The 26,656-nt window shown below is 64.1% G+C and carries 28 protein-coding genes; 16 read left to right on the top strand and 12 right to left on the bottom strand.

Annotated features, from left to right (window positions below):
- The first annotated feature begins 47 nt into the window (after positions 1-47).
- Together CH302_RS10850 and CH302_RS10845 are read left to right on the top strand one after the other, a co-directional pair.
- Complete coding sequence (locus CH302_RS10850) at positions 48-968, top strand: oxygenase MpaB family protein (RefSeq protein ID WP_037194308.1); 921 nt, start codon at positions 48-50, stop codon at positions 966-968.
- Positions 965-2,782, top strand: coding sequence for an AMP-dependent synthetase/ligase (locus CH302_RS10845; protein ID WP_230596406.1), 1,818 nt, complete (start codon positions 965-967; stop codon positions 2,780-2,782). The genes CH302_RS10850 and CH302_RS10845 overlap by 4 nt, the downstream gene beginning before the upstream one ends.
- A gap of 20 nt (positions 2,783-2,802) precedes the next feature.
- On the opposite strand, the gene CH302_RS10840 is transcribed toward CH302_RS10845, so the two are convergent.
- The gene (locus CH302_RS10840; RefSeq protein WP_037194310.1) at positions 2,803-3,648 is read right to left on the bottom strand and encodes a PaaI family thioesterase; all 846 of its coding nucleotides are present in this window, start codon (positions 3,646-3,648) and stop codon (positions 2,803-2,805) included.
- A gap of 254 nt (positions 3,649-3,902) precedes the next feature.
- On the opposite strand from CH302_RS10840, the gene CH302_RS30005 reads away from it, so the two are divergent.
- The 6 genes from CH302_RS30005 (at position 3,903) to CH302_RS10815 (ending at position 7,301) form a co-directional block, all read left to right on the top strand.
- Positions 3,903-4,679, top strand: coding sequence for a hypothetical protein (locus CH302_RS30005; protein ID WP_037194312.1), 777 nt, complete (start codon positions 3,903-3,905; stop codon positions 4,677-4,679).
- Positions 4,676-5,257 (top strand): cytochrome c oxidase subunit 3, encoded by a 582-nt coding sequence (locus CH302_RS10835; RefSeq protein WP_052047982.1) that lies wholly within the window; start codon positions 4,676-4,678, stop codon positions 5,255-5,257. The genes CH302_RS30005 and CH302_RS10835 overlap by 4 nt, the downstream gene beginning before the upstream one ends.
- Positions 5,254-5,532 (top strand): cytochrome C oxidase subunit IV family protein, encoded by a 279-nt coding sequence (locus CH302_RS10830; protein WP_037194313.1) that lies wholly within the window; start codon positions 5,254-5,256, stop codon positions 5,530-5,532. The genes CH302_RS10835 and CH302_RS10830 overlap by 4 nt, the downstream gene beginning before the upstream one ends.
- 95 nt (positions 5,533-5,627) lie before the next feature.
- Positions 5,628-6,356 (top strand): hypothetical protein, encoded by a 729-nt coding sequence (locus CH302_RS10825; protein WP_230596408.1) that lies wholly within the window; start codon positions 5,628-5,630, stop codon positions 6,354-6,356.
- A 16-nt stretch (positions 6,357-6,372) separates the two neighbouring features.
- Positions 6,373-7,023, top strand: a complete 651-nt coding sequence (locus tag CH302_RS10820) for a cytochrome c oxidase subunit 3 (RefSeq protein ID WP_082323805.1) — start codon at positions 6,373-6,375, stop codon at positions 7,021-7,023.
- Positions 7,020-7,301 carry a cytochrome C oxidase subunit IV family protein gene (locus tag CH302_RS10815; RefSeq protein WP_052047984.1) on the top strand — a complete coding sequence of 94 codons (282 nt, stop codon included), beginning with the start codon at positions 7,020-7,022 and terminating at the stop codon, positions 7,299-7,301. Before CH302_RS10820 ends, CH302_RS10815 begins: the two co-directional genes overlap by 4 nt.
- A gap of 13 nt (positions 7,302-7,314) precedes the next feature.
- Here the strand turns inward: CH302_RS10815 and CH302_RS10810 are convergent, their stop codons facing one another.
- Entirely contained in the window at positions 7,315-8,046 is a 732-nt protein-coding gene (locus CH302_RS10810; RefSeq protein ID WP_176460686.1) for a nitroreductase, read from the bottom strand.
- Positions 8,043-9,017, bottom strand: coding sequence for an NADPH:quinone oxidoreductase family protein (locus CH302_RS10805; RefSeq protein ID WP_032367206.1), 975 nt, complete (start codon positions 9,015-9,017; stop codon positions 8,043-8,045). Before CH302_RS10805 ends, CH302_RS10810 begins: the two co-directional genes overlap by 4 nt.
- 94 nt (positions 9,018-9,111) lie before the next feature.
- Here CH302_RS10805 and CH302_RS10800 point away from each other — a divergent pair, with 94 nt between their 5' ends.
- Positions 9,112-9,546, top strand: a complete 435-nt coding sequence (locus CH302_RS10800; protein WP_037194315.1) for an ester cyclase — start codon at positions 9,112-9,114, stop codon at positions 9,544-9,546.
- A 78-nt stretch (positions 9,547-9,624) separates the two neighbouring features.
- On the opposite strand, the gene CH302_RS10795 is transcribed toward CH302_RS10800, so the two are convergent.
- Positions 9,625-10,665, bottom strand: a complete 1,041-nt coding sequence (locus CH302_RS10795) for an LLM class F420-dependent oxidoreductase (RefSeq protein WP_037194317.1) — start codon at positions 10,663-10,665, stop codon at positions 9,625-9,627.
- 130 nt (positions 10,666-10,795) lie between these two features.
- Here CH302_RS10795 and CH302_RS10790 point away from each other — a divergent pair, with 130 nt between their 5' ends.
- The 3 genes from CH302_RS10790 (at position 10,796) to CH302_RS10780 (ending at position 15,124) form a co-directional block, all read left to right on the top strand.
- A complete protein-coding gene (locus CH302_RS10790) occupies positions 10,796-12,448 on the top strand; it encodes a class I adenylate-forming enzyme family protein (RefSeq protein WP_052047985.1) in 1,653 nt (550 codons plus the stop codon).
- A 122-nt stretch (positions 12,449-12,570) separates the two neighbouring features.
- Positions 12,571-13,731: an acyl-CoA dehydrogenase family protein gene (locus tag CH302_RS10785; RefSeq protein WP_037194318.1), complete on the top strand. Its 1,161-nt coding sequence runs from the start codon at positions 12,571-12,573 to the stop codon at positions 13,729-13,731.
- A gap of 70 nt (positions 13,732-13,801) precedes the next feature.
- On the top strand, positions 13,802-15,124 hold the full coding sequence (locus CH302_RS10780; protein ID WP_037194320.1) for a phytoene desaturase family protein: 1,323 nt from the start codon (positions 13,802-13,804) through the stop codon (positions 15,122-15,124).
- Positions 15,125-15,208: 84 nt separating this feature from the next.
- Here the strand turns inward: CH302_RS10780 and CH302_RS10775 are convergent, their stop codons facing one another.
- From CH302_RS10775 to CH302_RS10740, 8 genes are all read right to left on the bottom strand, one after another.
- A complete protein-coding gene (locus CH302_RS10775) occupies positions 15,209-16,771 on the bottom strand; it encodes an acyl-CoA carboxylase subunit beta (protein WP_052047986.1) in 1,563 nt (520 codons plus the stop codon).
- Positions 16,771-17,928, bottom strand: a complete 1,158-nt coding sequence (locus CH302_RS10770; protein WP_037194322.1) for an acyl-CoA dehydrogenase family protein — start codon at positions 17,926-17,928, stop codon at positions 16,771-16,773. The genes CH302_RS10775 and CH302_RS10770 overlap by 1 nt, the downstream gene beginning before the upstream one ends.
- Positions 17,929-17,976: 48 nt before the next feature.
- Positions 17,977-18,993, bottom strand: a complete 1,017-nt coding sequence (locus CH302_RS10765) for an acyl dehydratase (protein WP_037194324.1) — start codon at positions 18,991-18,993, stop codon at positions 17,977-17,979.
- On the bottom strand, positions 18,990-19,838 hold the full coding sequence (locus CH302_RS10760) for an HpcH/HpaI aldolase/citrate lyase family protein (RefSeq protein WP_037194662.1): 849 nt from the start codon (positions 19,836-19,838) through the stop codon (positions 18,990-18,992). The genes CH302_RS10765 and CH302_RS10760 overlap by 4 nt, the downstream gene beginning before the upstream one ends.
- A gap of 104 nt (positions 19,839-19,942) precedes the next feature.
- Positions 19,943-21,091: an acyl-CoA dehydrogenase family protein gene (locus CH302_RS10755; RefSeq protein WP_037194325.1), complete on the bottom strand. Its 1,149-nt coding sequence runs from the start codon at positions 21,089-21,091 to the stop codon at positions 19,943-19,945.
- Between the two features lies 1 nt (position 21,092).
- Positions 21,093-22,244: an acetyl-CoA C-acetyltransferase gene (locus CH302_RS10750; RefSeq protein ID WP_037194328.1), complete on the bottom strand. Its 1,152-nt coding sequence runs from the start codon at positions 22,242-22,244 to the stop codon at positions 21,093-21,095.
- 26 nt (positions 22,245-22,270) lie between these two features.
- A complete protein-coding gene (locus tag CH302_RS10745; protein WP_082323806.1) occupies positions 22,271-22,945 on the bottom strand; it encodes a TetR/AcrR family transcriptional regulator in 675 nt (224 codons plus the stop codon).
- Between the two features lie 7 nt (positions 22,946-22,952).
- Positions 22,953-23,750, bottom strand: coding sequence for an SDR family NAD(P)-dependent oxidoreductase (locus CH302_RS10740; protein WP_037194330.1), 798 nt, complete (start codon positions 23,748-23,750; stop codon positions 22,953-22,955).
- 92 nt (positions 23,751-23,842) lie between these two features.
- Between CH302_RS10740 and CH302_RS10735 the strand changes: the two genes are divergently transcribed.
- The 4 genes from CH302_RS10735 to CH302_RS10720 are packed head-to-tail and all read left to right on the top strand — an operon-like array spanning position 23,843 to position 26,648.
- Entirely contained in the window at positions 23,843-24,295 is a 453-nt protein-coding gene (locus CH302_RS10735) for a MaoC family dehydratase (RefSeq protein ID WP_032367194.1), read from the top strand.
- 11 nt (positions 24,296-24,306) lie between these two features.
- Positions 24,307-25,047 carry a 3-oxoacyl-ACP reductase FabG gene (gene fabG / locus CH302_RS10730; protein WP_094649937.1) on the top strand — a complete coding sequence of 247 codons (741 nt, stop codon included), beginning with the start codon at positions 24,307-24,309 and terminating at the stop codon, positions 25,045-25,047.
- Positions 25,044-25,802, top strand: coding sequence for an enoyl-CoA hydratase/isomerase family protein (locus tag CH302_RS10725; RefSeq protein WP_037194334.1), 759 nt, complete (start codon positions 25,044-25,046; stop codon positions 25,800-25,802). The genes fabG and CH302_RS10725 overlap by 4 nt, the downstream gene beginning before the upstream one ends.
- 36 nt (positions 25,803-25,838) lie before the next feature.
- Complete coding sequence (locus CH302_RS10720; RefSeq protein WP_371828455.1) at positions 25,839-26,648, top strand: enoyl-CoA hydratase/isomerase family protein; 810 nt, start codon at positions 25,839-25,841, stop codon at positions 26,646-26,648.
- The last annotated feature ends 8 nt before the right edge of the window (positions 26,649-26,656 follow it).

Genomic DNA, 26,656 nt, shown 5'->3' with positions numbered 1-26,656 from the left:
GGTGCCGTTCCTGATTGGTGCCGATGACGGAATGCGGAGGAACGGTCATGGCGTCGAGCGCAGCACTGATGTCTCGGAAATGGGTGACGGGTCGGGCGGTCGGCCGCCGGATCGAGGAACTCGACCCGGTCGTCGGCAATGAGGAAGCCACTCATCTGAGCCTCGAAGTGCGTTATGGGGACGCCGTTTTCGCTCACGCCGCATACACCGTGGCCTTTGCCCGTCAGGTGGCGATTCCGTCCATTGCGCGAATTCTGTACCGGACCGGAACCGGCGACATGATGCATGACGTACGCAGACGCAACGACGACACGTTGCTCTTCTTCGGAGAGATGCTCCATCACGGGCATTCGAGCGAATACGGCCGATCGGTCATCGACCGGATGGAGCAGATCCACTCGCGATTCGGCATCACCGACGACGACAAGCTGTACACACTGGGATCGCTGGCTTTCGAGCCGGATCGCATCGTCGAACACCTCGGGTTGAACGTCTTCACCGACAACGAGCGTGAAGCGCGCTTCCACTTCTGGCGCCAGGTCGGCGAATACATGGGACTCGACGTTCCGCAGACGCGGGAGGGGTTCTTGCGCTGGACCTTCGACTACGAGGCCGGCTACGAGCACACCGACGGGGCCCGCAAGATCGTCGATCAACTGTTCCTCGATTGGCAGGAGCGGTGGTTCCCCGGTCACACGAAGCGCTTCGCTGACGGCATTCTGCTGTCGGTGTTCACCGAGGACCTGCGTGCACTCCATCGGCTGCCCGACCCGTCGGCCGGCTACCGGCGGGTGGTGCCGCCGGCAATCGGTGCCTACCTGGCATTTCAGGGCGTTCGCCCGCATCGGCCCCACCGATCCTGGTCCGATCACTTCGGAACGCGGCATCCCAAACCGCTGGACATACCGACGCTCGGCCACCGCAAGTCCATCGTGCGCGCGATCCGTCCGGCAGGAGAAGGCCGTTGAGCAGCAAAGGGATCGGTTCGCCGCTGACGGTATGCGAGGCGTTTCAGTGGACCAGGAAGATCGATCCCGATGCCGTCGCATTCCGTACCCCGGGCGACGCGGTCGCGGTGACGTGGGCCGAGTACGACTCTCGGGTGCGGGCATTGGCCTCGGGTTTGCATGCTCTCGGTGTGCGCCGCGGCGACGTCGTTGCCCTGATGATGCGCAATCGTCCCGATTTTGCGCTCGTGGACACTGCCGCAATGCATGTGGGTGCTACGACACTGTCGGTGTACAACACGTCCTCCGCAGCGCAGGTAGCGTACGTTCTCGGTCATTCCGGTGCCCGAATCATGCTGTGCGAGAGCGGAATGGTCTCCACTGTCGTGGCCAGCGGAGCCGAGCTCGATCACCTCGTGTCGATGGATGGCCCCGTCGAGGGTGCGGACCTGACCTTCGCGGAACTGGAAACGATGCAGTCCGCTACTCTCGATTTCGAAAGTAGCTGGGAAGCAACGAAACCGGACGACATCGTCACGCTCGTCTACACCTCGGGCACCACCGGCGATCCCAAGGCCGTCGAGATCTCGCACGCGAACGTCCTTGCTGCGGCCTTCGGCCTGGATGCGGTGATCCCCATCGAATTCGGCGATCGAATCACCTCGTTCATGCCTGCCGCGCACATAGCGGACCGGGTCTCGAGTCTGTACTGGATGGCGATCCTCGGCATGCAAGTGACCTACGTCGAGGACGCCAAGGCCATTCTCCCCGCGTTGATCGACACGCGGCCCACGGTGTGGTTCGCGGTTCCCCGGGTGTGGGAGAAATTTCGGGCAGCGCTCGAAGCGAAGGTCGATTCCATGACCGAAGACTCCGCTCGGGAAACCACCCGTCGAGCAATCGAACTGGGGCGTCGGCGTTCACGCGCCCGGCTCGGCGGACCCGACTTGCCCGCCGAGGACGCCGCCGAGTGGCGGACGTTGGACGCTCGGGTGTTGTCGCAGTTGCGCGCCGCCATCGGCCTGGATCAGGCGCGTGCGTCGATTTGTGGCTCGGCACCCATTTCACCCGCGACGCTCGAGTTCTTCCTTGCCATCGGGATCACCGTCGTCGAGGTGTGGGGCATGACGGAGACCACCGGAATCGGAACGATGAACCCGCCGGACGCTATTCGGCTCGGTTCGGTCGGAAGGGTGTTCCCCGGAAACGAGATCTCGGTGGCCGAGGACGGAGAGCTGCTCGTTCGAGGGCCGGTCTGTTTCGGTCGTTACCGGCATGCGCCGGAACTGACCGTGGCGGCCATCGACGGTGACGGATGGGTGCGCACCGGGGACATCGCGACCATCGATTCCGACGGGTACGTGCGCATCGTCGATCGCAAGAAAGAAATTCTGATCAACGCTGCCGGTAAGAACATGTCGCCGGCGAACATCGAGAACGCAGTGAAGGCCGCGTGTCCGCTGATCGCCACCGTCGCCGTCATCGGCGATGCGAGACCGTTCAACGTGGCACTGGTGACGTTGGACCCGGACGCAGCCGCGGCACTTGCCGCCAGGCTGGGAATCGGCGATATACCGAGCGAAGCTCTGGCACAGGACGAACGGATCGCGGCGGTGGTGGCCGAGGGGATCGCAGCGGCGAACGAGAACCTCTCGCGGGTGGAGCAGATCAAACGTCACCGCATACTGGGTGGGGTCTGGGACGCCGGTGGTGACGAGCTGACCCCGACGCTCAAGCTGCGGCGCAAGCCGATCTCCGAGAAATACGCAACCGAGATCGAGGAGCTGTACTCCTCGGGCACCGTGCACACCCTGGACAGTCTGGGCGGGCGCTGACAGCCGGCTTCCGAACAGGGTCAGGTCAGCAGGATCGTGCCGTGGGATCGTACGAGGGTCTTACCGTCCGCGGTGCGCAGTTCCGAATCGAGAAGGCAGAATCGGCGACCCCGTCGCACCAGGGTGGTCTCGATGATCAACTCGCCCATGGACAGCGCGGGAGAGCGGATGAGATCGACGCCGATGTCGGCGAGATAGAAGCCCTGTCCTCGTTCGGCAAGTGGCCGGGCGGCCACTTCGGTGGCAGTAGCCATGAGGCCGACGAGAACACCGCCCTGTACCGAACCGAAGGGATTGAGCATCCAGGACTTCGGCTCGACGCTCGCGGTGGTTGTCCCTGCCGACCTGTCGACGACCGTCAGGCCATAGACATCGGCCGGGCCGCCGCTGTCGGTGGTCGATGTCGGACCGAGAGGTAGATCGGCGGGGGACAGGGCCGGTATGCCGTCGATCATCGACCGCTCCACTTTCGCGGCGCGGGCGGTCGCGGTTGCCAGCACCACCCCGTCGCCGGTCCGAACTTCTGCGCGGCCGAGCGCTGTGCCCGTCGTGTCGTCCACGTGGACTGGCCAACCGTCGGCGACCAGTTCCGCGGAGTGGGACGTCGCGCCGGTCAGCGCGATCGACATGCTGGCGACCACGGCAATCGGTTGCGTCTCGCTTGCGCAATACCCTGCGGACCCGACTGTGCAATCCAAGAGCACACCGAACATCGGGAGTCCGAATCGGCCCACGTCGTCGGCGAGGGCAGGAATCGTGTTCTGCGCGAACGACACCGAATCGTGGTCCGATCGCACGTAGCGCACGCCCATGGCGGCGGCCGCCGCATCGCGACTCAGTAGCGCCGATGTTGCCGAATCTTGCATCAGGAGTTGTCCCCTCGTAGACGTTCTCCTGGGACTGTAGCTCAAATTTACGTACCGTTATATTTCCTGCCCACCCCTCGTTCTCGCCGGGGTGCGACCGGTCGAGTGTTGTCAGGGGCGGTCGCCTCGGCTAAGTTCCATGTGACCCAGGACATAGCCGCGCAAACATCAGGGCACAAGAATTGAATACAGATTCGATTCTCTGAGAATTTCGGCGGTGTCCCACCTCTCCGAACCTCGAAGGAGCTCATGCTGTGGCAACTCCGACCACCCCCCCGGGCGTCAGTCCGATCGACCGATCACCTGCCGTCACTGCGAGCCACGGCATCGACTACACAATTCTCCGCGTCTGCGTGTACTCCGGAGCCGCCTACGTGGTGCTCGGCCTGCTGGGATTTGCGGTGTTCGCCGGATTCTGGCCGCCGCCTGCGGAGAGCCTGACGGCGCGGGAGATCGGAGACTTCTTCCGCGAGAACAGCGTCGACATCCGCATCGGGATGGTGTTGATGGCAATGTGTGGGCCGTTCTACTTCGTCTGGAGCGCAGTGCTTTCCAAGATCGTGAGCCGCATCGAGGGTCCGATGGGCGTGCTGTCGAGCGTCGAACTGCTGGGCGGCCTGCTGACCGGGCTCGTCACGTTCACCCCCGCAGTCATCTGGGCGACGGCCGCATTTCGCGTCGACGCTCGGTCGGACGAGACGATTGCGCTCTTCTACGACTACGGCTGGCTGTTCTTCGACCTGACCTTCGTCTGCTCGTCGTTGCAGAGTGTCGCGTTGGGAGTGGCAATTCTGCGCGATCGACGCTCGACGCCTCTGTTCCCCAGCTGGGTCGCGTGGGTGTGCTTCCTCACCGCAGTGACCTATGTGCCGTTGGTCGGGGTCCCGTTCTTCCAGTCGGGTCCCTTCGCATGGCATGGCCTGATCAACTTCTGGGCCGTGTTCGTCATGTTCTTCATCATGATCTTCGTCGTGAGTCCGTACGCGTACAGAGCATTGCGCGCTCTGCAGGCGGAAGATTCACGAGTGTGATCGACGTCGGACATGCTCGTGCGAAATCGGGGCGGTTGCCCGGTATCGAGGGCGTGTGGGTGCTCATCTGTGGTGACCTGGCAATCTTCACACTCCTGTTCGGATCGTTCGTGCATGCACGGTCGACAGCGGTTCCGGAGTTCGAGTCCGGACGGCAATTCCTCTCTCCCGACTGGGGTGGGCTCAATACCCTCGTTCTGCTGACGAGTTCGTGGTTCGTCGTCCGGGCGCTCCTTGCCCTGCGGGCGGGAAGGGTCGGGGAGGGGCGGCGCTGGATCGGCGCAGGGGCCGCACTCGGCGCCGTGTTCGCAGTCTCGAAGGCCTTCGAGTACGCCCGGGAGATGCGGCACGGATTCACCCCTGCGTCGAGCGAGTTCTCGATGTACTACTACTCGCTGACCGGCATCCACCTGGTGCACGTCCTCTGTGGCACAGTGGGTTTGACGGTCTTCGCGCTCGTCCACACACGCGCTGCACGCGCGGGTGCTTCCGCAGGATTCGAGAGCATGGCGATCTACTGGCACATGGTGGATCTGCTGTGGATCTTTCTGTTCCCGATGCTCTACCTTCTGAAGTGAAAGCGCTACGTCCGGTTTCCTCGGTCACCGGCGTGTGGTTGCTGTTGATGACCGCCACCGTCCTCACCACGTGGGTACTCTCCGACGGAGCTGTCGGCGGGGAGGTCTCCACAGTGGTCGTCCTGCTCATCGCGGGCTCGAAGGTCCGGCTCGTGATGCGGTACTTCATGGAATTACGCGATGCCGGTCGGATTCCACGGGTGATACTCGAAGTCTGGGTCCTCGGGGTGACACTGATGATCGTCGGCTTCTACGTTCTCGCCCCGATGGGCTGAGGGGCCATTGACTCCTCGCTGCGGCCTACGTTACGTTTCTAATCCATAATCGAATCCGGCCTCCATGTGCGGTAAGACCATCGGAGACAAATCGAATGAACCCACGTGTGCTCACGGTGTGCGCTTTCGGCGGCCCGGCTGCCGTGATCGTCACCCTCGTCGGCTGGTCGATCGCGGGGGTGCTGCCGCTGCCGATCGGCCCGGGCGCTCCACAGGCCGAGGTCATGAGCTTCTACCTCGACAACAGCGTCAGAACCGGTACGGGCTTCGTCATCGCCTCGCTGGGAATCGTGCTCTATGCGCCGCTGGTCGCACTGACGACCATGCACATGCTGCGCATCGAGGGTAGAAGGCCGGTCCTGGCCTTCACTCAGTTGGTCACCGGCACAGCGACATTGCTCATCAACGGACTGCCCATGCTGCTGTGGGCACTGGCGACGTTCCGGGCCGACCGGAGCGCCGATACCGTGCTGCTTCTGCACGACATGGGATGGCTCATCCTCTTCCCGGGCATCATGTTGTTCTGCCTGCAGAACATCTCGATCGGCCTGGCGGTCGTCACCAGTGACGGCTCGGTCTTCCCGCGGTGGCTCGGATATCTGAACTTCTTCGTCGCGCTGTCGTTCGTTCCCGATCCGCTCGCCTTCTTCTTCCACTCGGGCCCCCTCGCATGGAACGGCGTCTTCGTGTTCTGGCTCGCACTGACGACCTACTGCATCTTCTTGTGTGCGATGACGTGGGCATGCCTGCGGGCCAACGTCACACTCGGCAGCGCGCTGGACCGCCCACGTCGTCGGGACGAGACCGTACTGTCCTCCTCATGAGGGCTCCGAGACCGTCATGAGCGAGCGTATGCCCGAATTCCTCTGGGACGATGAAGAACTCGACAGCAGATCGGTAGTGGCCGAGCAAGGTGTGCCGCGCCCGCAGACACCGGGACTGCCCGCGGAAACGGGCCTGTGGCTGTTCGTACTCGGGGACATGACGGTCTTCGGATGGTTCTTCCTCGTGTTCATGTGGGAGCGCCGCCGCGACGAGGGTCTGTTCGTGAGGTCATCGGCTGCCCTGTACCAACCGATCGGCGTGGTCAACACCCTTGTCCTTCTGGTCAGTTCGCTGCTGGTGGTACTCGCGCTGCATGCACATCGGGTCGGTCGTCGGCCATCGGCAATTCGGTACCTCGGTGGTGCTGGTCTGTGTGCCGTCACCTTTGCCGGGCTGAAGGCAGTCGAGTACACGCTCGAGATTCGGGCCGGCCATACGCCGACCGAGAACACGTTCTTTCTCTTCTACTTCGCGCTGACCGGTATTCACCTGGTGCATGTGCTGGTCGGTGCGTTGCTTCTCGGGGGATGGTGGCGAGTCGCGCGACGCGACAACTCGTGGAGCCGTGACCGTCTCTTCGTCGAATCGGCTGCAGTCTACTGGCACATGGTCGATCTGCTGTGGATCGTCATCTTCACTCTCGTCTACTTGGTGGGTACCGAATGAACGACGAGACCACGACCTTCCCGCGGCGGGCGGTGATCGTATGGGTGCTGTTGGTGGCGTTGACGATCTCGACGTTCTGGCTCGGCACACACCAACCGTTCGGCAGCACCGACACACGGGTTGCGTCGGCGCTGGTGATCGCGCTGGCCTTCGCCAAGGTGTATTTCATCGTCGCCGATTTCATGGAGGTGCGGCACGCCCCCCGCGCGCTGAAGATTGCCTTCGGCATCTGGTTCACCACGATCGGTGGTGCCATCGTGGTGCTGAACCTCGTCTGAGCAAGATTCCTCGTCAGGAGTCGATCCAGTCGACCACCTCGTCGATGTCGGCCCGGCTGGTTCGGAAGCTGTTCGTCGGGTCGTCCGTGTCGGCGTATCCGAACGAGATTCCGCAGACGATCGTACGGTCGGTTGCGAGGCCGAGTTCGGCGCGAATCACGCTCGGGTACATGGCCAGCGCGGCCTGTGCGATGCTACCGACCCCGTGGGCCGTCGCCGCAAGCAGGAAGCTGCTGACGTATCCGCCGCAGTCGACGGCTCCGTAGGAACCGAGCGCCTCGTCGGAATGCACGATCGCTACGTGCGGGGCGTCGAAGAACGAGAAGTTGCGAAGCGACTGCTCCATCTGTCGCTGGTGGTCGCCGCGTTCGATGCCGAGCGCGTTGTAGAGCTGCAGACCGCTCTCGCGTCGACGCGTTCGGTGCACATCCCGGTACTCACGGGGAAAGGGAATGTCCGGTGAATCCGTGCGGCCCTCCGTTGCGGCCGCGGTCAGGGCGCTCCGGAGCCTGTCCGTTCCCGCACCGCTGGTGATCGAGAGCTGCCACGCCTGGCTGTTGCACCAGGACGCCGTCCGCTGAGCGGTGTCCAGAATCGACCGAATCGTCTGGCGTGGTACGGGTTCGGGCATGAACGAGCGGCAACTCGTGCGCACCGCCATCAGATGATTCAGGGTGTCGACGGCGCCGTGTGGCAGCTCGGACGAGCGGCGGGTATCGAGCACGGATCGGATGTCGTTCGTCATGAGATTCCTTCGATGATGGTGGTGCCGAGTTTGTCGCGTCCTGCGACCAGACGTACCGCGTCGGCGGCGTCGTCGAGCGTGAAGCGTCCGGTGATGGGCGGGGTGATCCGGCCGGAGGCGAGCAGTTCTTCCAGTGCGTCGCGGTTCTGGGCGGCCTGCACGGGTTCGCGGTTCTCGAAGTCGGCGATCTCGTATCCGATGATGGACGAGCCCTTGAGCAGCACCAAATTCATCGGTACCCGGGCCGGCCCGCCGGCGGCGAATCCCACGATCACGAACCGACCGCCGTAACCTGTTGCCCGAAGCGCAGGTTCGGTGATGTCTCCTCCGACCATGTCCAGTACTACGTCCGCGCCCTGTGGGCACACGGCTTTGAGAGCGTCCTTGAACCCGGGTTCGGTATACGACACCACTTCGTCGGCCCCGATGTCACGGCAGAACTGCAGCTTGTCCGCTGTGGACGCGCAGGCAATCACTCTGGCACCGAGCGCCTTTCCGATGAGGATGGCAGCGCTGCCGACGCCACCCGAGGCTCCCAGGACCACCAGGTCCTCGCCTTCCCGCAGCGAGCCCTTCGAGACGATCGCGTCGTATGCCGTCCGGTACGGCACACCGGCCAAGCAGGCCAGGTCGAAGGGGAGGGCATCGGGGGTCGGGCGGAGCTTGTCCTCGGATATCGCAATGCGCTCGGCGAAGCCTCCGACGAATGCCAGTCCGTGTACGCGATCGCCCACCGAGAATCGCGTGCACGCATCTCCTACCTCGACGACGACGCCGGCAACGTTGTTCCCCGGAACGAACGGACGAGGCACGGGAATCTGATAGATCCCCCTCATGACGAGGGTATCGACGAAGTCGACCGAGGCCGCGCGTATGTCGAGCAGTACCTGGCGCGGCCCGGGGAGCGGGTCGGCGACCTCCTGCACGCGCAACTCGTTCAGGTCTGCGTCGTCACAGAGCAGGGCCTTCATGGCGAGTCCTTCCGGAAATGTCGACCGGGTGTCACGAATTCCGTGACAATAATCGAATCTAGGATAGATTATTTGCAACTACAGAGGAGAGATCATGACGCCCCATCCTACCGACCCGGAGTTCACTCAGGCGTTCTCGAAGGCGTGGACCGACGACCCCGATGCCTTGGTGGAGTTCTTTTCACCGAAAGCCTACTACCGCGACATGGCGTTCGAGCCGAAGTATGTTGGCCGTGAGGCAATCTCGAAATTCCATCGGTACATGTTGAAGTTCGCGCCCGACTCGTTCATCGAGTTCGAGGACATTCGAGCCGCAGATGGCCGCTTCTACGGAAAGTGGCGGTGGTCCGGTACCTACGGCGGCCCCCTCCGGTTACGCAACGGGAAGGTGATCGACGCGTCGGGCAAGCAGTTCACGGTGTCCGGGGTGGCGATTTGCGAGTACGGCGACGACGGAAGACTGACGAGCCACGAGGACTATTGGGACCTGGCAACCGTCCTCGACCAGGTCGGCGTCACGATCGCCTGACCGAGAGTTACTTCCCTGCTTGCCTGCCGGTCGTGATCGGTGAGCCCGGTGCCGACCGGTAGCGGCACCGAGCCGAGATCATCCGATCAGGTTGCGGAGCAATGCGATCTGGGCAATGCGCTCGGCCGAGTCCTTCGTGACCGGGGTGACGTTGAGTGTGGTGACGCCGGCCTCGGCGAACGCGGCGATTCGTTCCTTCACGTAACCGGCGGGTCCGATGAGGTTGACGGCTCGGGCCAGGTCGTCGGGTACCGCAGCGGCCGCCTCGTCCTTTCTCCCCGCGAGATACAGGTCCTGGATCGTCGCCGCCTCGGTTGCGTAGCCGTATCGGCATGCCAGATCGTTGTAGAAGTTCTTGCCCTTCGCTCCCATGCCGCCGATGTACAGCGCCAGATGCGGTTTCACACCGGCGAGGTATTTGTCTGCGTCCTCACCGATGGCCAAGGTCGGTCCGGCATAGATGTCGAGCTCGCCCAGCGACGGATCCCGTCTGGCCTTGCCCGCGGCCAGCGCATCGCCCCACACCGAGTGCGCCTTCTCCGGGGCGAAGAAGATCGGTTGCCAGCCTTCGGCGATCTCGGCCGTGAGCTCGACGTTCTTCGGCCCGATAGCCGCAACGAGGATCGGGATCTTCTCTCGAACTGGATGATTGATGAGTTTGAGCGGCTTGCCGAGTCCGGTTCCCCTGTCGGCCGGAAGCGGAATCTGGTAGTGCTTGCCCTGGTGCTGAACGCGCTCCCGTCGCCACACCTGTCGGCAGATGTCCACCACTTCTCGGGTACGAGCGAGGGGAGCGTCGTAGGTGACCCCGTGAAAGCCTTCGACCACCTGCGGACCGGACGCGCCCAAGCCGAGGACGAATCTGCCGTCCGACACGTAGTCGAGGCCTGCGGCAGTCATTGCTGTCAGTGACGGTGTGCGGGTGTAGATCTGGATGATGCCCGACGCGAGTTGGACCGTCGAGGTAGTGGCTGCAAGATAGCCGAGTTGGCTGACCGCGTCTAACGAGTACGCCTCCGGGACGAAGATGATGTCGAGCCCGACCTTCTCCAGCTTCGACACCTCGGCTGCGGAATCTCGGAACCCGCCCGAGTAGTCGATCATGGTGCCGATTCGCATAGCTCTCCTGATTGAGGTTCTCGCGGTGAACTTCACCGACGCAATCTCACAATTTTTAATCCATATTATGTAAAACTGCAAGAATGCGTTGGGAAATCGCGCGCTGGTCTGTGCTCGAAACGGAGGACATATGACAACACTGGAGACTCGCCCGGCCGATCGAGAGCGCGATCCTCTCGTCATGTCGTTCTGGGAACGAGACACGAGCTCGGATCTGGTCGACCACACGGTGGGTGGCGTACTCGCCGAACGCGCGGTCACTCACTCCGCGGTGACAGCGCTGATCGGAACTCGCCACGGAGACGGTGCGGAGCTTCGATTCACCTACGCCGAACTGTACGAGGAATCGCTGAAGGTGGCGACGGCTCTGCGGCAGCTGGCCGAGCCGGGGGAGTTCGTCGCCCTGTGGGCACCGAACAACGTCGAGTGGCCGATAATTCAGTTCGGTGCGGCCCTCGCAGGCGTCGTCCTGGTTGCGTTGAACCCGGTTCTTCGACGCGGCGAACTCGACTACGCACTCGGTCACTCCGGCGCACGCGTTCTGATCCATGCGGATTCGAGCCGCGACTACGACATGGCCGAGGTGGCGTCGAGCATCGCGGGGGATCGATCGGACTTGATCGTGATCAGCCTGTCCGAGCGCGCTCGCTGGCGGGCGGACGAGGTATCCGCCGAGACGTTGTCCAACGTTCCCCACGATCCTCTCGCGCCCGTCATGCTGCAGTACACCTCGGGGACCACGGGAAAGCCGAAGGGGGTGCTGCTCTGTCATCGATCTCTGGTCAACGTTGCCAAGCTCACGATGGAGTACGTCGGAATCGAATCGGGCTCGGTCGCGGTCAATCCGCTGCCGATGTTCCACACCGCGGCGTGTGTGGTCGCAACGCTCGGGCCGGTGTGGGTCGGTGGCACGGTGGTCCTGATCGAACAGTTCGCCCCGGCTCCGGTGATCGAGACCGTGCGGCGTGAATCAGCGGACCTGTTGTTCTACGTGCCGGCGGTACTCGGGGCCATCCTCGAATCCGTTCGAGGTGAGGAGGACAGGGCACCGCACGTGACCACGATGTTCGGCGGGGCCGCACCAGTGCCCTCGGCGATGATCGAATCTGCCGAGAGAGTGTTCGGATCGGCGGTGTTGAATGTGTTCGGACAGACAGAACTATCGCCGGTGCTCTCCGCGACCCGGCGGACCGATTCGCGGCGGGACCAGTTGACGACCGTCGGACACCCGTTGGCCCAGGTGGACTGCAAGGTGATCGACCCGGTGACGGGCGACGTGCTGCCGATCGGCGAGGTCGGTGAAATCTGCGCTCGCGGTTACCTGCAGTTCCTGGAGTACTGGAAGGATCCCGACGCGACCGCGCGAGCGCTGGACCGCGACGGCTTCGTGCGCACCGGCGATCTGGGCTCGATGGACTCGCGCGGCTACCTGACGCTGGCCGGTCGGCTCAAGGATCTCATCATCAGGGGAGGGGAGAACATTTCCCCGCTCGAGATCGAGTCGGCGCTGCTGGCCGTCGATTCTGTTCTGGACGCCACCGTGATCGGACTTGCCGACGCCCGGCTGGGTGAGGTGGTGGCCGTGGTGGTTCGAGTTCGCGGCGAGGCCGCCGCGGACTTGCGCGAGCAGCTCGAGCGGCATGCTCGGGCGGTCCTTTCGCCGTACAAGGTGCCGAGTCGGTGGTTCCTGGCCGAAGAATTACCGCTGACTCCGACCGGCAAGATCCGTAAGTTCCGGGTTGTCGAGGGCATTCGGAACGACGAGTTCCACGAGTTGCTCTGACTTCGCCGTCTGCGGCAGAAGCGAGGACTCGGTTGACTCCGATATATTTTTATCTATATTAGATTATGAACGAGCTGGTGCGATCGCGCCGGCCACCCACACGAACAAGGGACGGTCCAGCCGTGCAGGGTCTGATCAACGACAACGACGAGCACCGCCTGATCCGAGAGAGCGTCGCCAAGATCGCGGACCGATACGGTGCCGCGTACTTCCTCGAGCGCGCGCGGGCGAACGGGAACATCGACGAGCTGTGGAAGGAACTGGGAGAATCCGGCCTTCTCGGAGTGCATCTACCCGAGGAATTCGGCGGCGGTGGCGGCGGAATGGCCGAGGCCGTGGTTGTCGTCGAAGAACTCGCTGCGCATGGTTTCCCGCTGCTGATCTGGGTCATCTCACCGGCCATCTGCGGCTCCATCGTCAACATGCACGGGTCGACCGAGATGAAGCAGAAGTGGCTGCCGGCGCTGGCCGACGGATCGAAGAAGATGTCCTTCGGACTGACCGAACCCGATGCGGGCTCGAACAGTCATGCTCTGAAGACGACGGCGACGCGCGACGGCGACGGCTGGGTACTCAACGGCGGAAAGTACTACATCTCGGCGGTGGACGAGGCCGACGCGCTTCTCGTGGTGGCCAAGGACGTCGAGCATTCGACGGGCGAGCGCAAGGCGCTGTCGCTCTTCGTCGTTCCGACCGATACTCCCGGCCTGACCCTGCAGAAGATCGACACCGCGATCGTATCGCCCGACAAGCAGTTCACCGTGTTCCTCGACGACGTGCGGGTGGGACCGGACGCACTGATCGGTGCGGCCGGCCAGGGATTGAAGCAGGTGTTCGCCGGACTCAATCCGGAGCGGATTCTGGTCGGTGCGATCTGTGGTGGGGTCGGTCGGTACGCGCTGGACAAGGCCGTCGACTACGCCAAGACCAGGGAGGTCTGGTCGGTTCCGATCGGGTCGCATCAGGGTGTGGCCCACCCGCTCGCGGCCGCGCAGATCGACGTCGAGCTCGGACGTCTCGCCACGGCGAAGAGTGCCGAGTTGTTCGATGCAGGCAAGCCGTCGGGCGAGGCCGCGAACATTGCCAAGTACGCGGCCTCCGAGGCCGCTCTGAGGGCGCTGGACCAGTCGATCCAGACACACGGTGGAAACGGACTCACCCACGAATACGGCTTGGCGGAGTTGTGGTTCGTCACTCGCTTGATGCGTACGGCACCGGTGAGCAAAGAGATGGTCCTGAACTTCGTCGCGCAGACCACCATGGGGCTGCCGCGCTCGTACTGACACCCCGTACCGACACAAAGCCAACGCGCCGAACTGGTTTCGGTGAGCTGATCTCGAGGAGCACAGAACGATGAGTACACCGGAAACACAGCAGTTCGATGTCGTGGTGGTCGGTGCGGGCGCAGGTGGCCTGTTCACCGCAGCTCGGCTGGCGCACAAAGGGTATCGGACTTTGGTGGTGGAATCCCTCGACAAGGTCGGCGGACGCGCATCCACCGACGAGATCGACGGATTCAAGGTCAACAACGGCGCAATCGTCATCGAGTTGGGTGGCATCACCGAGGAGACGTTCGCGGAGGTCGGGGCGAAATTCGACATCCGGATGCCGTCCCCTCCGATTCTGTACAGCATCGGTGGCAAGAACGTCGACGTCACCGGTGGCGGGTGGGGCTTCCTGCTCTCCAAACTGACCCGACAGGGTGCCAAACTGGTCAGCGGCCTCGGTGCTGCCCGCAACGACAGCGGCATGCCCGAGGACGAGCTGTCCACCGCGGAGTGGGTTTCGAAGTACACGAAGAACGAAGGTGTGCACGGGATCTTCCGCAACATGTGTGCGTCGGTGTTCGCCGTCAGCTCCACCGAGCTCCCTGCGAAGGTGTTCCTGACCTACTTCACGCGCAAGAGTGCGTTCAAGAAGTTCGGCTTCCACCCCCAGGGCACCATCGGTGTCTGGCAGTCGCTGGTCGAGTCCATCGAAGGCAACGGCGGGCAGGTGTGGCTGTCGACGTCCGCAGACCGCATTCTCGTCGAGGACGGCGTGGTGCGCGGAATCGTGGCAACACGTGGTGGAGTCGAGACGACGGTCGAGGCGCGCGTGGTGATCAGCGACGTCGGTCCGAGCGCAACGCTGAAGCTGACCGGCGACGACGCCGTGGGTGCGGATTACGCCGCCCAGGTACGTGCGGCCGATCGTCCGTGCTCGATGATCGCGGTGAACTTCGCCAGCCAGGAGCGCCTCGTCGACGTTCCCGGAATGCTGAGCTTCGCGAAATCGCGTCGCCTCGCGTACATCGCCAACTTCACCGAGACCTGCCCCGAAATGGCTCCGGACGGGTGGAACCTGTACGTGGGTGGTGCAATTCCCGAACCCTCGGTCGGCGATTTCGATTCCGACACCGAGGTCGAACTGGTCATGGAGGACCTGCGTGACGCGATCGAGAACTTCGACTCACGTGCACGGGTGATCTCGGTCAACGTCACTCGTGACGGCTGGCCACCGCAGCGGGCAGTGGCCGGCTTCGATCTACCGAACACGACACCGATCACGGGCCTGTGGAACGTGGGTGACGGAGTGAAGGAATTCGCCAACGGCGGAACCACGGCCTGCGCTGAAACGGCAAAGATCGTGGCCGACAGTGTGATCGAGAGCTTCCCTCTCGTTCACCAGAGCTGAACCGAACTCGGCCGGTGCCGATGCCTCCACGAAGGCATCGGCACCGGCCGAGTCGTTTCGAAGCCGGGATCGAAGAGGCCGAGCTCAGATCGGGGAGATGGATCTGCGTTTGTGCGGCACCCGCGGTGGGCGACGGGCAGCGACGCGGGAGAGTGTCTCGGCTATCAACCGGCGAGACTGCGACGGCAGTACGACGTCGTCCAGCCCGAATCCGTCGGCCGCATGGAACGGGTCGATGTTCTTCTCGAACCCGGCGATCAGCTCCGCCCGTCGAGCAGCCGGATCCTCCGCGGATTGCCAGTCACGGCGATAGGCGATGTCGACGGCTCCGTCCACCGGCATCGCGCAGATCTGCGCGGTGGGCCATGCCAGAGCCAGATCCGGTGAGTACCCGCGCCCACCGCCCATGGCGATGTACGCGGCTCCGTAGGCCTTGCGCACCACGATGCTGATTCGCGGAACGGTGGCCTCGGCCAGCTCGTACACCAGACGGCCGCTGCGCCGGGCCAATTGTGTTGTCTCGGCTGCCGATCCGATCAGGAATCCCGGCAGGTCGATCAAGATCAACAGCGGTAGACCGAAGGCATCGCACACCGCGATGAAGTGTGCCGCCTTCTCGCAGGCGGCACTGTCGAGTGCGCCGCCGAGGTGCAGGGGCTGATTGGCCACCACTCCGACGGCGCGACCGTCGACGCGAGCGAAGGCCGTCACCACGTTGGGGGCTGCCGTTTCGCGTAGCTCCAGTATCGAATCCTCGTCGCAGATGCCGCGAACGGCATCCCGCACGTCGTAACCCTGGCGTCCGCTCAGCGGAACGAGAGTGTCCAGATCGATGTCCTCGGGCCACCGGGCACCCATGATCCGAGGCGGGGCCTCGAGCGAATTGGACGGGAGGAAGCTCAGATACGCGCGGACTGCGTCGATAGCCTCGTGCTCGTCCTCCGCAGCGAAGTCGGCGACTCCGCGGCCGGCCTGAACCTCGGCACCGCCGATCTCCTCGTTGGTCATGTGCTCACCGGTTGCTGCCGCGACGAACGGTGACGAGGACATTCCCAGGGTCGAAATGCCTTTGACCATCACGACGAAGTCGCACAGGGCCGCCAGATTCGTTCCGACTCCGAAGCCGGGGCCCATCATGACGGTGACGATCGGTACCAATCCGGACAGATCGTCGAACTGCTGAAACAGCGGTGAGCCGAGCGCCGCGTGCCGGGAGTCGAGACCTTCCTGCATTCGGTGCCCGCCGCTGTCGCTCAGCACTATCAGGGGAATGCGGTCCAGCAATGCGCGTTCGGCGCATCGCGACAGCTTGGCCATGCCGACGGCCCCGGTGCTTCCGCCCAGAACCGTGAAGTCGAACGCGGCGATGGCCGTTGCTCTGCCGTCGACATAGCCGATGCCGGTCACCATGGCGTCGGCCGGTGCCACCAGGGTGGGGCTGCCCGGTTGCGCCGGCCCCGGCCCGGCCAGCGCGCCGAACTCGAAGAACTCGCCCTCCCCGGTCAGTAGGTCGATTCGTTCTCGCGCCGTGAGCTTTCCGCGACGGTGCTGATGTTCGACGGCGTCCGGCCGAGCGACATCCGTCCCAGCGCGGTGTCGACTGTTCACTTCCTCGTGCAGGCACAGCCGCGCAGCGTCGTCACTCATCAGCTGTCCAGGCCACCGCGTGCCACGAGCTGCGAGACGATGACGTTTCGCTGTATTTCGTTGGTGCCTTCGCCGACGATCATCAGCGGTGCGTCGCGGAAGTATCGCTCGACGTCGTACTCGGTGGAATATCCGTAGCCGCCGTGGATGCGAACAGCGTCGAGGGCGATCTCCATGGCGACCTCCGATGCGTACAGCTTGGCCATGCCGGCTTCCATGTCGCACCGTTCGCCTGCCTCGAACTTCTCGGCGGCGTAGAGCACCAGCTGGCGAGCAGCGGTGAGCTTGGTGGCCATGTTCGCGAGGTAGTTGCCGATCGACTGGTGCTTCCAGATGGGCTTGCCGAAGCTCTCTCGGTCCTGCGAGTAGCGAAGTGCCGACTCGAGCGCAGCCCCGGCCACGCCCAAAGCCCGTGATGCGACCTGGATTCGGCCGGTCTCGAGGCCCTTCATCATCTGCGCGAAGCCTTTGCCCTCCGCCCCGCCGAGTACGGCGGACACCGGTACGCGGAAGTCCTCGAACGTCAGCTCGCAGCTCTCGACACCCTTGTAGCCGAGCTTGGGCAGATCACGCGAGACCGTCAGTCCTGGGCCGTGTTCGACGAGCAGGATGCTGATACCGCGATGTTTCGGCTCGGCCGTGGGATCGGTCTTGCACAGCAACGCGATCAGCTGCGAGCGGCGGGCATTGCTGATCCACGTCTTGGATCCGTTCACCACGAAGTCGTCGCCGTCCTTGCGCGCCACCGTCGTCATCGCCTGGAGGTCGGAGCCACCGCCCGGTTCGGTCAGCGCCATGGTGGCTCTGATCTCGCCGGTGGCCATCCGAGGCAGGTAGTGATTCTTCTGTTCTTCGGTCCCGAACGCGAGGATCAGTTTGGCGACAACGGTGTGTCCGCCCATTGCGCCGGCGAGGCTCATCCAGCCTCGGGACAGTTCCTCGGTGACCCTGGCATAACAGGGCATGCTGACGGGCGCTTCACCGTACGGTTCGGGAATCGCGAGTCCGTAGATCCCCATTTCCTTCATCTGCTCGATGAGCGCTTCGGGGTACGTGTTCGAGTGCTCGAGCACGTGGACGACAGGAAGCACCTCTTTGTCCACCCACGCTCGAACGGCATCGACGATCATTGCCTCGTCTTGAGATAGGGCGCTCATGGTTTCCTCTCGATCGTTGTCAGGTAGGCAAGGCAGGAATGCGGGCGATCAGGCCATCAGGGCGGAGAAGCGCCAGTCGAGTACGTCGGTGGAGTCCCCGTCGCCGACCGAGTGCACGACCGAGCGAAGGTGCAGGATCCCGCCCTCGCTCAGCGGTTCGGCGCGTTCGACGAATACGGTGCTGGTCAGGGTGTCGTTCTCGCGGACGGGTGCGAGGTGATCGCACGATTCCCAGCCCAGAACGGTGACGATGTTCGGCAGTGCCCGCGTGGCCTGAGCCAGCGCGAGGCCGATGGTGTGACCTCCGTACACCAGCCGTCCGAGCGGGCCCGAGCGCTGATCATGGTGTGTTGCTGCGATATTGAGACTCAAACGCGCCAGTTCCGGTGCGCTGGTGACGACGTCGGCGCTGCATTCGAATGTCACGCCCGCGAGCTCCGGCGAGAAGTGGGGTCCGTTCGCTCCTGTCCGGAACGTCGGGAGGTCGAGCCCGCCGACGATGGCGTCGCCCTCCTTGGTGCCGGCAGGTGCGGTGGGCTCGAGAGTGTCGGCGTGACGCACTCGTCCTTCGTCGGGGTCGTCGCCGATCGGCAGCATGGCGCATCGATGGAAATCCAAGACGGTACGCCCGCGCTGATCGGTGGACTTCATGTGCAGCGCTGCCAGCCCGGTCGATCGACGTCCTGGCTTCGGTGAGTTCTCGCGTAGGCCGGTGACGGTGGTGACCGTGGTGAGCGAATCGCCGATTCGTGGGAGCGTGTGGAAGCGCAGACCCCGATAGAAGAGGTTTGCCTTCACATGATGTGTGGCCGTGGTGGATTGGCCGATGGCGACGTCGCAGACCAGCGCCGGGTTCACCAGGGTTCCGCCGTGGCCGGCGACGCGTCGAGACAGACCGGCATCGAGTGGTAGGCGGAGCCGAATCCCGAGTATCGATTGATGAACTGCGGCCATTCCGTCGGTGAAGGTCACCGTCGGGGCCGTGTCGAACACGTGGCCGACCGACAGTTCGTCGAAGTACGGGCCACCGACCAGGACGGGGGACCGTACGGTGTTCTCGCTCATCGCCGACCGGCCTGCGCCAGTACGCGACGGGCCGCGACAGCAACGGCCTCGTCCAGCATCTGTCCGTCCAGCAACGCCGCGCCCGCACCCGCGTCCTCGGCAACCGCGAGTGATTCGACGACGCGCCGAGCGTGCTCCACCTGTTCGGCAGTGGGTGTGAACGCCGTTGTCACCGTGGCGATCTGTGCCGGATGGATGACCCATTTGCCGTCGAAGCCCAGCTGGGCCGACCACGTCACCGCACTCCGGAACTTCTCGTCGTCGGCGATCCCGAGAGCCGGGCCGTCGATGGCAGCCACCCCTGCCGCGCGGGCCGCGAGCAGAACCCGATCTTGGATGGAGATCCACTGTCGGATGTCCGCGGGGGATCGTCCGATCGCTGCGCCGAGGTCCGCGTAACCGATGATCACCGCACTCAGTCGCTCCGAAGCGGCGCAGATCTCGCGCGCGTTCAGAATCCCCTCGGGTGTCTCCAACAGGGCTTGAATCCGCAGTCCTGAGTTGTGCTCGAGAGCCCGGTCGACGTCCTCGATGTCCCTGCGCGAGTGGACCTTCGGAAGGACGATGCCGGTGAGGTGAGCGCACTGCGACACAGCAGCCACGTCGTCCGCGTACCAGGGAGAGTCGGGCGCATTGATGCGTACCGACACGGTGCGCCCGGCCGCATGCTCGTCGGCCAGACGCACTGCCGTATCGCGAGCCATCTGTTTCTGCGCCGGCACCACGGCATCCTCGAGATCGAGAACGACCTCGTCGGCATCCGAGTGCAGGGCTTTGAGCGCTTTGCGTTCGTCGGATGCCGGTGCGATGAGCACCGATCGCCTTCGATGGCCGCTGAGGGACATTCCACTCCGTCCGAGGTCCGTGGTCTCGTCGGCTCGATACCCGACGAGGTGTTCGAGAACGGTGACGCCCGAGGATCTGTGCACTCGAGCGTCACCGTTGTCTTTCATGCGATCAGGTCGCGACCGATGATCTGCTTCATGATTTCGGTGGTGCCGCCGTAGATCGTCTGGATGCGAGTGTCCACGTACGCTTTTCCGACGGCGTATTCGTTCATGAATCCGTACCCGCCGTGCAACTGCAGGCACCGATCGATGACCCGCTTCTGCAGCTCGCTGACGAACCACTTGCCCTTGGCTGCATCGACGTCGCTGAGGGTGCCGTCGTTGTACGCGCGCACAGAGCGATCGACGTAGGCCTCGGCGATGTCGATCTCGGTCGACATCTCGGCCAGCTCGAACTGAATGTGCTGGAAGGTCGAGATCGGCTTGCCGAATGCCTTGCGGTCCTTGCAGTACGCCACGGTGATGTCGAAGATCGCCCGGGTGGTGGCCAGCGCCATGGCGGTGACCCCGAGCCGCTCCCTCGGGAGGTGGCCCATCAGATACTGCAGTCCGAGCCCCTCCTCACCGAGAAGGTTGCTCGCCGGAACACGCGCATCCTCGAAGAACAGTTCCGCGGTGTCCTGGCCGGGGAGGCCGATCTTGTCGAGCTTGCGGCCCCGCTCGAAACCCGGTGTGTCCCGTTCGACGACGAAGAGGCTGAAGCCACGCGAGCCGCCCTCGGGGTTGGTACGCACAGCGACGACGAGCAGATCGGCCATGATTCCGCTGGAGATGAACGTCTTCTGGCCGTTGAGGATGTACTCGTCGCCCTCGCGTCGGGCAGAGGTCTTGATGCCACGCAGATCGCTTCCGGTTCCCGGCTCGGTCATCGCCAGCGCGCCGATCTTCTCACCGGAGGCGATCGAGGGCAGCCACCGCTGCTTCTGATCGTCGGTCGTCAGATCGAGCAGGTACGCCAGGAACAGGTCGTCCTGCAGAGCGACGGTGAGGCCGAACGACAGTGCGTTGATGCGGGCGACTTCCTCGCACACGACCATGCGGTATCGATAGTCGGTCTCGCCGGAACCGCCGTACTGCTCGGGGATCTGGATTCCGTACAAGCCCTGCGAGGCGGCCTTCGCGAAGACCTCGCGGTCGATCCACCGGGCCTCGTCCCACTTGTCCTTGTGCGGCTCGACCTCGCGAGCGAGGAAGTCGCGCACCGATTCCCGATAGATCTCGTGATCCTCGGTATAGAGCTGACGATCCATGTCAGAGCCTTTCGATGATGGTGACGTTGGCCTGGCCGCCGCCCTCGCACATGGTCTGCAGGCCGTAGCGTCCGCCGGTGCGCTCCAGCTCGTGCAGCATCGAGACCATCAGCCGTGCCCCGGTGCAGCCGATCGGGTGACCGAGAGCGATCGCGCCGCCGTTGGGATTGACCTTCGCCGGGTCGGCACCGATGTCGGCCAACCAGGCGAGCACGACCGGCGCGAATGCCTCGTTGATTTCGACGACGTCGATGTCGTCGATGGACATGCCCGTCTTCTTGAGGGCGTGCTGTGTTGCCGGAATGGGAGCGCTCAGCATCATCACGGGGTCTGCTCCGAGGACCGACATGTGGTGAATACGGGCACGCGGAGTGAAGCCGTACTGTGCGACGGCGTCCTCCGAGGCGATCAGCAGGGCGGCCGAGCCATCCGAGATCTGGCTTGCGGCAGCGGCAGTCAGGGTGCCGCCCGGGGTGAGAGTCTGCAGCGAGGCCATCTTCTCGAGGGTGGTGTCGGCGCGCGGGCCCTCGTCCGTCGAGATCCCTGCGAACGGGGTGATCTCCCGCTCGAAGTGCCCGGCGGCGATGGCAGCAAGCGCGCGTTGGTGGCTGCGCAGCGCAAACGCCTCGCTGTCCTGTCGGCTGATGTTCCAGCGCTCGGCGATCATCTCGGCTCCGCGGAACTGGGAGATCTCTTCGCTGCCGTATCGAGCGGCCCAGCCGTCGGAACCGGTCCAGGGATCGGTGGAGCCGAAGGGCTCGCCGGCGGTGAAGGCGCTCAGAATCGGGTACTGGCTCATTTTCTGGACGCCGCCGGCGACGATCAGGTCGGTGGTGCCGCTCATGACGCCCTGTGCAGCGAAATGTACTGCCTGCTGGGCGGATCCGCACTGGCGGTCGATCGTGACGCCGGGAACCGTTTCCGGCAGACCGGCAGCGAGGGCTGCGGTCCGGGCGATGTCGCCTGCCTGCGAGCCGATGTTGTCCAGGCAACCGAGGATCACGTCGTCGATCGCGGCGGGATCGAACGAATTGCGCTCGACGAGCGTCTTGATGACGTGTGCGGCCATGTCGGCCGGATGTGACTGTGCGAAACCTCCTTTGCGGCGTCCCACAGCGGTACGGGTGGCGTCGACGATATAGGCCTCGGGCATGTGTCCTCCTGGTTGCTGACGATATTTCAAGAATTTAACATAGACTCAAAAGTGGAACCACCGTCGCCCGGATCTGCGGGGATCCCGAAAAGCCCGGCGCATACGATGCTTTGCGCAGTGGCGACCAACACGTCGATCGAGTCGGTCGAGGTGCGCCACCACTCCGGCGTCCAGTTCAGTGCCCCGATGACGAGCATGCGCGCAATCCCGAGGTCGAGGTCCGGTAGGAGCAGGCCCTCGCTGCGTGCGGTTTCGAGGAGCGTGCGCCACATCCGGTGGTACCTGTCGCTCTCCGCCTGCTGGGCGCCGCGGACCTGTTCAGTCAGCTGGCTGGTGTTCCGGGTGACCGCCGTGGCGAACTCCGACAACTCGAGTTCCACCCGCAGGTGCGCCTCGACCGCAACTCGGATTCGTTCACGGGGCCCGGCATCATCTGGAACCGAGGCCAGGGCGGACTCGACGTGCTCGCGCACTCGACGCTGACCCACTCGCATGACCTCGGCGATCAATTCGTCCCGAGACGCGAAGTAGTAGTAGACGCCGGGAGTTCGTACGTCGGCCTCGGCGGCGATATCGGACAATCGGGTGGCTGCATACCCTTTGGTGCTCAACACCGTGGCCGCAGCGCTCAATATTCGCTGGCGAGTGGCATCGCCGCGATCGCGGGTGAGCGACGAGGTTCTGGTGTTGCTCGGCTTCACGGCGTGCTCATGGCATCGTGTATCCGCCGCTGACGGAGAACATCTGACCGGTCACCTGGCGGGCGGCGGATTCGGAGGACAGCCACAGAACCGACTTGGCGACGTCGTCGGCGGTCGTCAGCCGGCGTAGGGGAGTGTCCTTCCGTAGATACTCGATCTGCTTGTCGTTGAAGACGGCGTCCTGGCCGACCGACCACAGGCTTCCGCTGCCCACCGCCTCCGGTCCGTCCGGGATGACCAGGCCGGGGCAGACGATGTTGGATCGAATTCCGTTCCTGCCCTGCTCTTTTGCGGTCGTTCGGGCCAGCGCGACCACCGCCGCTTTGGTGGCCCCGTAGATCCCCTGGCGAATCTGTCCGAATGCCGCGTCGCTGGCGATGAAGACGATCGAGCCGCACCCCGCCTCGGTCATCGGCTTCAGGGCTGCCTGGGTGGTTGCTACCGCGGTGTAGAAATTCACCTCGACGGTCCGTTGCCAGCGTGCGCGATCGGTGTCCTCGCTCAGGAACCCCGGCACGCTCCATCCCGCGTTGTTGACCAGGACGTCGATGCCGCCCCAGTTGCTCGTGACCGTGTCGACGGCTGCGTCGGCGGCGTCCGGGTCGGTCAGGTCGCCCGCGCAGACCAGCGCGGACTCCGCACCCAGGGCGAGGGCTTCTGCGGCAACTCTGTCCGCCTGCTCGCCGTCGATGTCGCTGATGACGATCCGGCAGCCTTCCTCCGCAAAGGCGTGGACGATGCCCCGTCCGATGTTGGACGCGCCTCCGGTCACCAGCACCCGCGCGCCGACCAATCCGAGATCCATTCTTGCCCCTTCGCTGCCGTCCGACGATTGACTGGACGCTTACTTTAATTTAGATTCAATTCAAATACTATACCTACGAGATGGGGCGCTGCATGAAGATCTTCGAGGGGTTGCACGAGCTGAAGGACGCAGCCGGATGCGATCTCGGAACCACCGACTGGCTGGTCGTCGACCAGGAGCGGGTCGATCTGTTTGCCGATGCAACCGGCGATCACCAGTGGATCCATGTCGATCCCGAGCGAGCTGCGTCCGGGCCGTTCGGAGGCACCATCGCCCACGGCCTGCTCACGCTGTCGCTGCTGCCGCTGTTCCTGAACCAGCTCTACCGGGTCGACAACATTTCGATGGCTGTGAACTACGGAATGAACAAGGTGCGTTTTCCCAGCCCGGTTCGTGTCGGTGCCCGGCTCTCGGCCTCCGCCCGGATCGACAGTGTGCAGAGCCTGGAGGGTGCGGTGCAGGCGGTGTTCGTGACGACGATGAACGTCGAGGGTGCCACCAAGCCGGCGAGCGTCATCGAGTCCGTCGTGCGGTACATCGGATGAGCGGGCACGTAGTGGACGTGGCCCTGGTGCAGGGTAGGACGGCGATCGTCACCGGTGCAGCCCAGGGGATAGGCCTCGAGATCGCTCGGGTGCTGTACGCAGGTGGTGCGTCGGTCGTCCTGGCGGATCTCGACGCCGCAGCCGCCACTGCAGCTGCAGTGGCCCTCGGTGACCGCGCAATCGGAGTCGGTGCGGACGTCACGGACGAGTCCGCGGTCGACTCCCTGGTGGCGAGGGCCGTCGAGCATTTCGGCAGCCTCGACATCATGGTCAACAACGCAGGAATCACGCGGGACGCGTCCCTGAAGAAGATGACGGTCGACAATTTCGATGCTGTGATCACCGTCCATCTGCGTGGTACCTGGCTCGGTGTTCGGGCAGCGTCGGCCGTGATGCGCGAGCAGAAGTCCGGGTCGATCATCAACATCTCGTCCCTGTCCGGGAAGTCGGGCAATCCCGGCCAGACGAACTACAGCGCCGCCAAGGCCGGCATCGTCGGCCTGACGAAGGCAGCGGCCAAGGAGTTGGCACACCACAACGTGCGGGTGAATTCGGTACAGCCCGGGCTGATCCGAACGGCGATGACCGAGGCGATGCCGCCCGAGGTGTTCGCCGAGCGCGAGGCCGCGATCCCGATGAAGCGCGCGGGAGAACCTCGGGAAGTGGCCAATGCAGTGCTCTTCCTCGCCAGTGAGTTGTCGAGCTACATCACCGGCGGCGTCCTCGAGGTCGGCGGAGGTCGATTGATGTGAGCGTCGTCGACACCGTCGTGGACGGCCGCGTCGGCCGAGTCTTTCTGAATCGGCCCGAACAGATGAATGCCATCACGATCGAGCTTGGTCGTCAGTTGGAGGATGCGATCCGGACCCTGGGAACTCGGCCGGATGTCTGCGTCGTCGTCGTTCGCGGCCGGGGCGGAAACTTCTGCGTCGGTGGCGACTTCGGCGAGGTCGAGAGATTGCGGGAGTCGGGCCCGGCGGCATTGCAACCCCTGTTCGACAACTTCGGCGCGGCCTGCGCCGCGATTTCGGAGGTCGAGGTGCCGGTCGTCGCCGTCGTCGAGGGCTACGCCATGGCAGGCGGATTCGAGTTCATGCAGGCCGCCGACATAGTGCTGGTACGCAACGACGCCAAGATCGCGGACAATCACTCGAATTTCGGCCAGGTACCCGGTGGTGGCGGGTCGCAGCGGCTACCTCGACTTGTCGGAAGGCAACGAGCACTGGGGCATATCCTCTCCGGCGATCGTCTGTCGGGCCGGGATGCAGTCGAGTGGGGAATTGCCTATCGCGGGTTCGAGCCCGACGAATTCGATTCCGGTGTTGACGGTTTCGTTCGGAGACTCACCGAAAAGCGCAGGGACGCACTCGTGGGCATCAAACGGTTGGTGTGCGATGGGTCCGCGACATCTCTGAGCGAGGGCCTCGCCATGGAACGCGAGGCCGTTGTCGCCCACATATCCGGCGAGGCCGGGGGCTCCGGTGTATCCAGCTTCAACAGCAGGTAGTCCAACGCATCCCCGAGGAAGAGGAGTTCGATGACAGTGAGCAACACATTGATCGAGACCGGTCCGGTACTGCTGGAGGTCGAGGATTCGGGCGTCGCGCGACTGCGGCTCAATCGCCCGGAATCGTCCAACGGAATGAACGTCGAGTTCCTGGTCGCGCTGCACACAGCGATTCTCCGATGCCACTCCGAGCCCACCGTGAAGGTCGTCGTCATCTCCGGGGAAGGCCGGAACTTCTGCACCGGCGGTGACGTGAAGACCTTCCAGTCCAAGGGAGCCGACCTACCGGAATATCTTCGGGAAGCCACGGCGTGGCTGCAGATCGCCACATCTGCACTGATTCAGCTGAAAGTCCCGGTCATCGCCGCGGTCCACGGATACGCCGCAGGCGGCGGGGGTTTCGGCCTGGTGTGCGCAGCCGACCTGGTGATAGCAACGGAGTCGGCGAAGTTCTTCTCCGGCGCGGTCCGCGTCGGGATGGCACCGGATGCGGGCGTGACGGTGACGCTGACCCAGCTCGTCGGACTGCGCAAGGCGATGGAAATCTTGCTCACCAACTCGGTGTTGTCGGCGGCGGAAGCCAAGGACTGCGGAATCGTGACGTCGGTCGTCCCCGATGCCGAGTTGCCCAGCGCAGTAGACGAACTCGCGCTCGGACTGGCGCAGCTGCCCCCTCTCGCGCTGGCCGCGACCAAGCGGTTGGTGTGGGCCGGTATCGGTGCAGGCGTGGCAGGTCAGCTTCCAGAAGAAGCGCGAACGGTATCGGAGCTGTCCGGAACGGCAGACGCGCTCGAAGGACTGGCGGCCGTGCTCGAGCGTCGTACCCCCACGTTCGTCGGGCGGTGAGTCGAACT

Source organism: Rhodococcus sp. 15-2388-1-1a, assembly GCF_002259145.1.
Lineage (GTDB): Bacteria > Actinomycetota > Actinomycetes > Mycobacteriales > Mycobacteriaceae > Rhodococcoides.
Note: the sequence above shows the minus strand (reverse complement) of the source record. Positions and strands in the feature narration are given on the sequence as shown.

What these genes read in the sequence shown, in the direction of transcription:
- CH302_RS10740 (WP_037194330.1), bottom strand. Translation starts at nt 23,750, where the DNA reads ATGGATCTCGGATTGGTCGGCGCGCGGGTGCTGGTGACCGGAGGCGCG.
- CH302_RS10765 (WP_037194324.1), bottom strand. Translation starts at nt 18,993, where the DNA reads ATGAGCGAGAACACCGTACGGTCCCCCGTCCTGGTCGGTGGCCCGTAC.
- CH302_RS10805 (WP_032367206.1), bottom strand. Translation starts at nt 9,017, where the DNA reads ATGAAGGCCCTGCTCTGTGACGACGCAGACCTGAACGAGTTGCGCGTG.
- CH302_RS10735 (WP_032367194.1), top strand. Translation starts at nt 23,843, where the DNA reads ATGAAGATCTTCGAGGGGTTGCACGAGCTGAAGGACGCAGCCGGATGC.
- CH302_RS10820 (WP_082323805.1), top strand. Translation starts at nt 6,373, where the DNA reads ATGAGCGAGCGTATGCCCGAATTCCTCTGGGACGATGAAGAACTCGAC.
- CH302_RS10850 (WP_037194308.1), top strand. Translation starts at nt 48, where the DNA reads ATGGCGTCGAGCGCAGCACTGATGTCTCGGAAATGGGTGACGGGTCGG.
- CH302_RS10825 (WP_230596408.1), top strand. Translation starts at nt 5,628, where the DNA reads ATGAACCCACGTGTGCTCACGGTGTGCGCTTTCGGCGGCCCGGCTGCC.
- CH302_RS10800 (WP_037194315.1), top strand. Translation starts at nt 9,112, where the DNA reads ATGACGCCCCATCCTACCGACCCGGAGTTCACTCAGGCGTTCTCGAAG.
- CH302_RS10840 (WP_037194310.1), bottom strand. Translation starts at nt 3,648, where the DNA reads ATGCAAGATTCGGCAACATCGGCGCTACTGAGTCGCGATGCGGCGGCC.
- CH302_RS10795 (WP_037194317.1), bottom strand. Translation starts at nt 10,665, where the DNA reads ATGCGAATCGGCACCATGATCGACTACTCGGGCGGGTTCCGAGATTCC.
- CH302_RS10770 (WP_037194322.1), bottom strand. Translation starts at nt 17,928, where the DNA reads ATGAGCGCCCTATCTCAAGACGAGGCAATGATCGTCGATGCCGTTCGA.
- CH302_RS10810 (WP_176460686.1), bottom strand. Translation starts at nt 8,046, where the DNA reads ATGACGAACGACATCCGATCCGTGCTCGATACCCGCCGCTCGTCCGAG.
- CH302_RS10780 (WP_037194320.1), top strand. Translation starts at nt 13,802, where the DNA reads ATGAGTACACCGGAAACACAGCAGTTCGATGTCGTGGTGGTCGGTGCG.
- CH302_RS10775 (WP_052047986.1), bottom strand. Translation starts at nt 16,771, where the DNA reads ATGAGTGACGACGCTGCGCGGCTGTGCCTGCACGAGGAAGTGAACAGT.
- CH302_RS10790 (WP_052047985.1), top strand. Translation starts at nt 10,796, where the DNA reads ATGACAACACTGGAGACTCGCCCGGCCGATCGAGAGCGCGATCCTCTC.
- CH302_RS10815 (WP_052047984.1), top strand. Translation starts at nt 7,020, where the DNA reads ATGAACGACGAGACCACGACCTTCCCGCGGCGGGCGGTGATCGTATGG.
- CH302_RS10750 (WP_037194328.1), bottom strand. Translation starts at nt 22,244, where the DNA reads ATGCCCGAGGCCTATATCGTCGACGCCACCCGTACCGCTGTGGGACGC.
- CH302_RS10760 (WP_037194662.1), bottom strand. Translation starts at nt 19,838, where the DNA reads ATGTCCCTCAGCGGCCATCGAAGGCGATCGGTGCTCATCGCACCGGCA.
- CH302_RS10755 (WP_037194325.1), bottom strand. Translation starts at nt 21,091, where the DNA reads ATGGATCGTCAGCTCTATACCGAGGATCACGAGATCTATCGGGAATCG.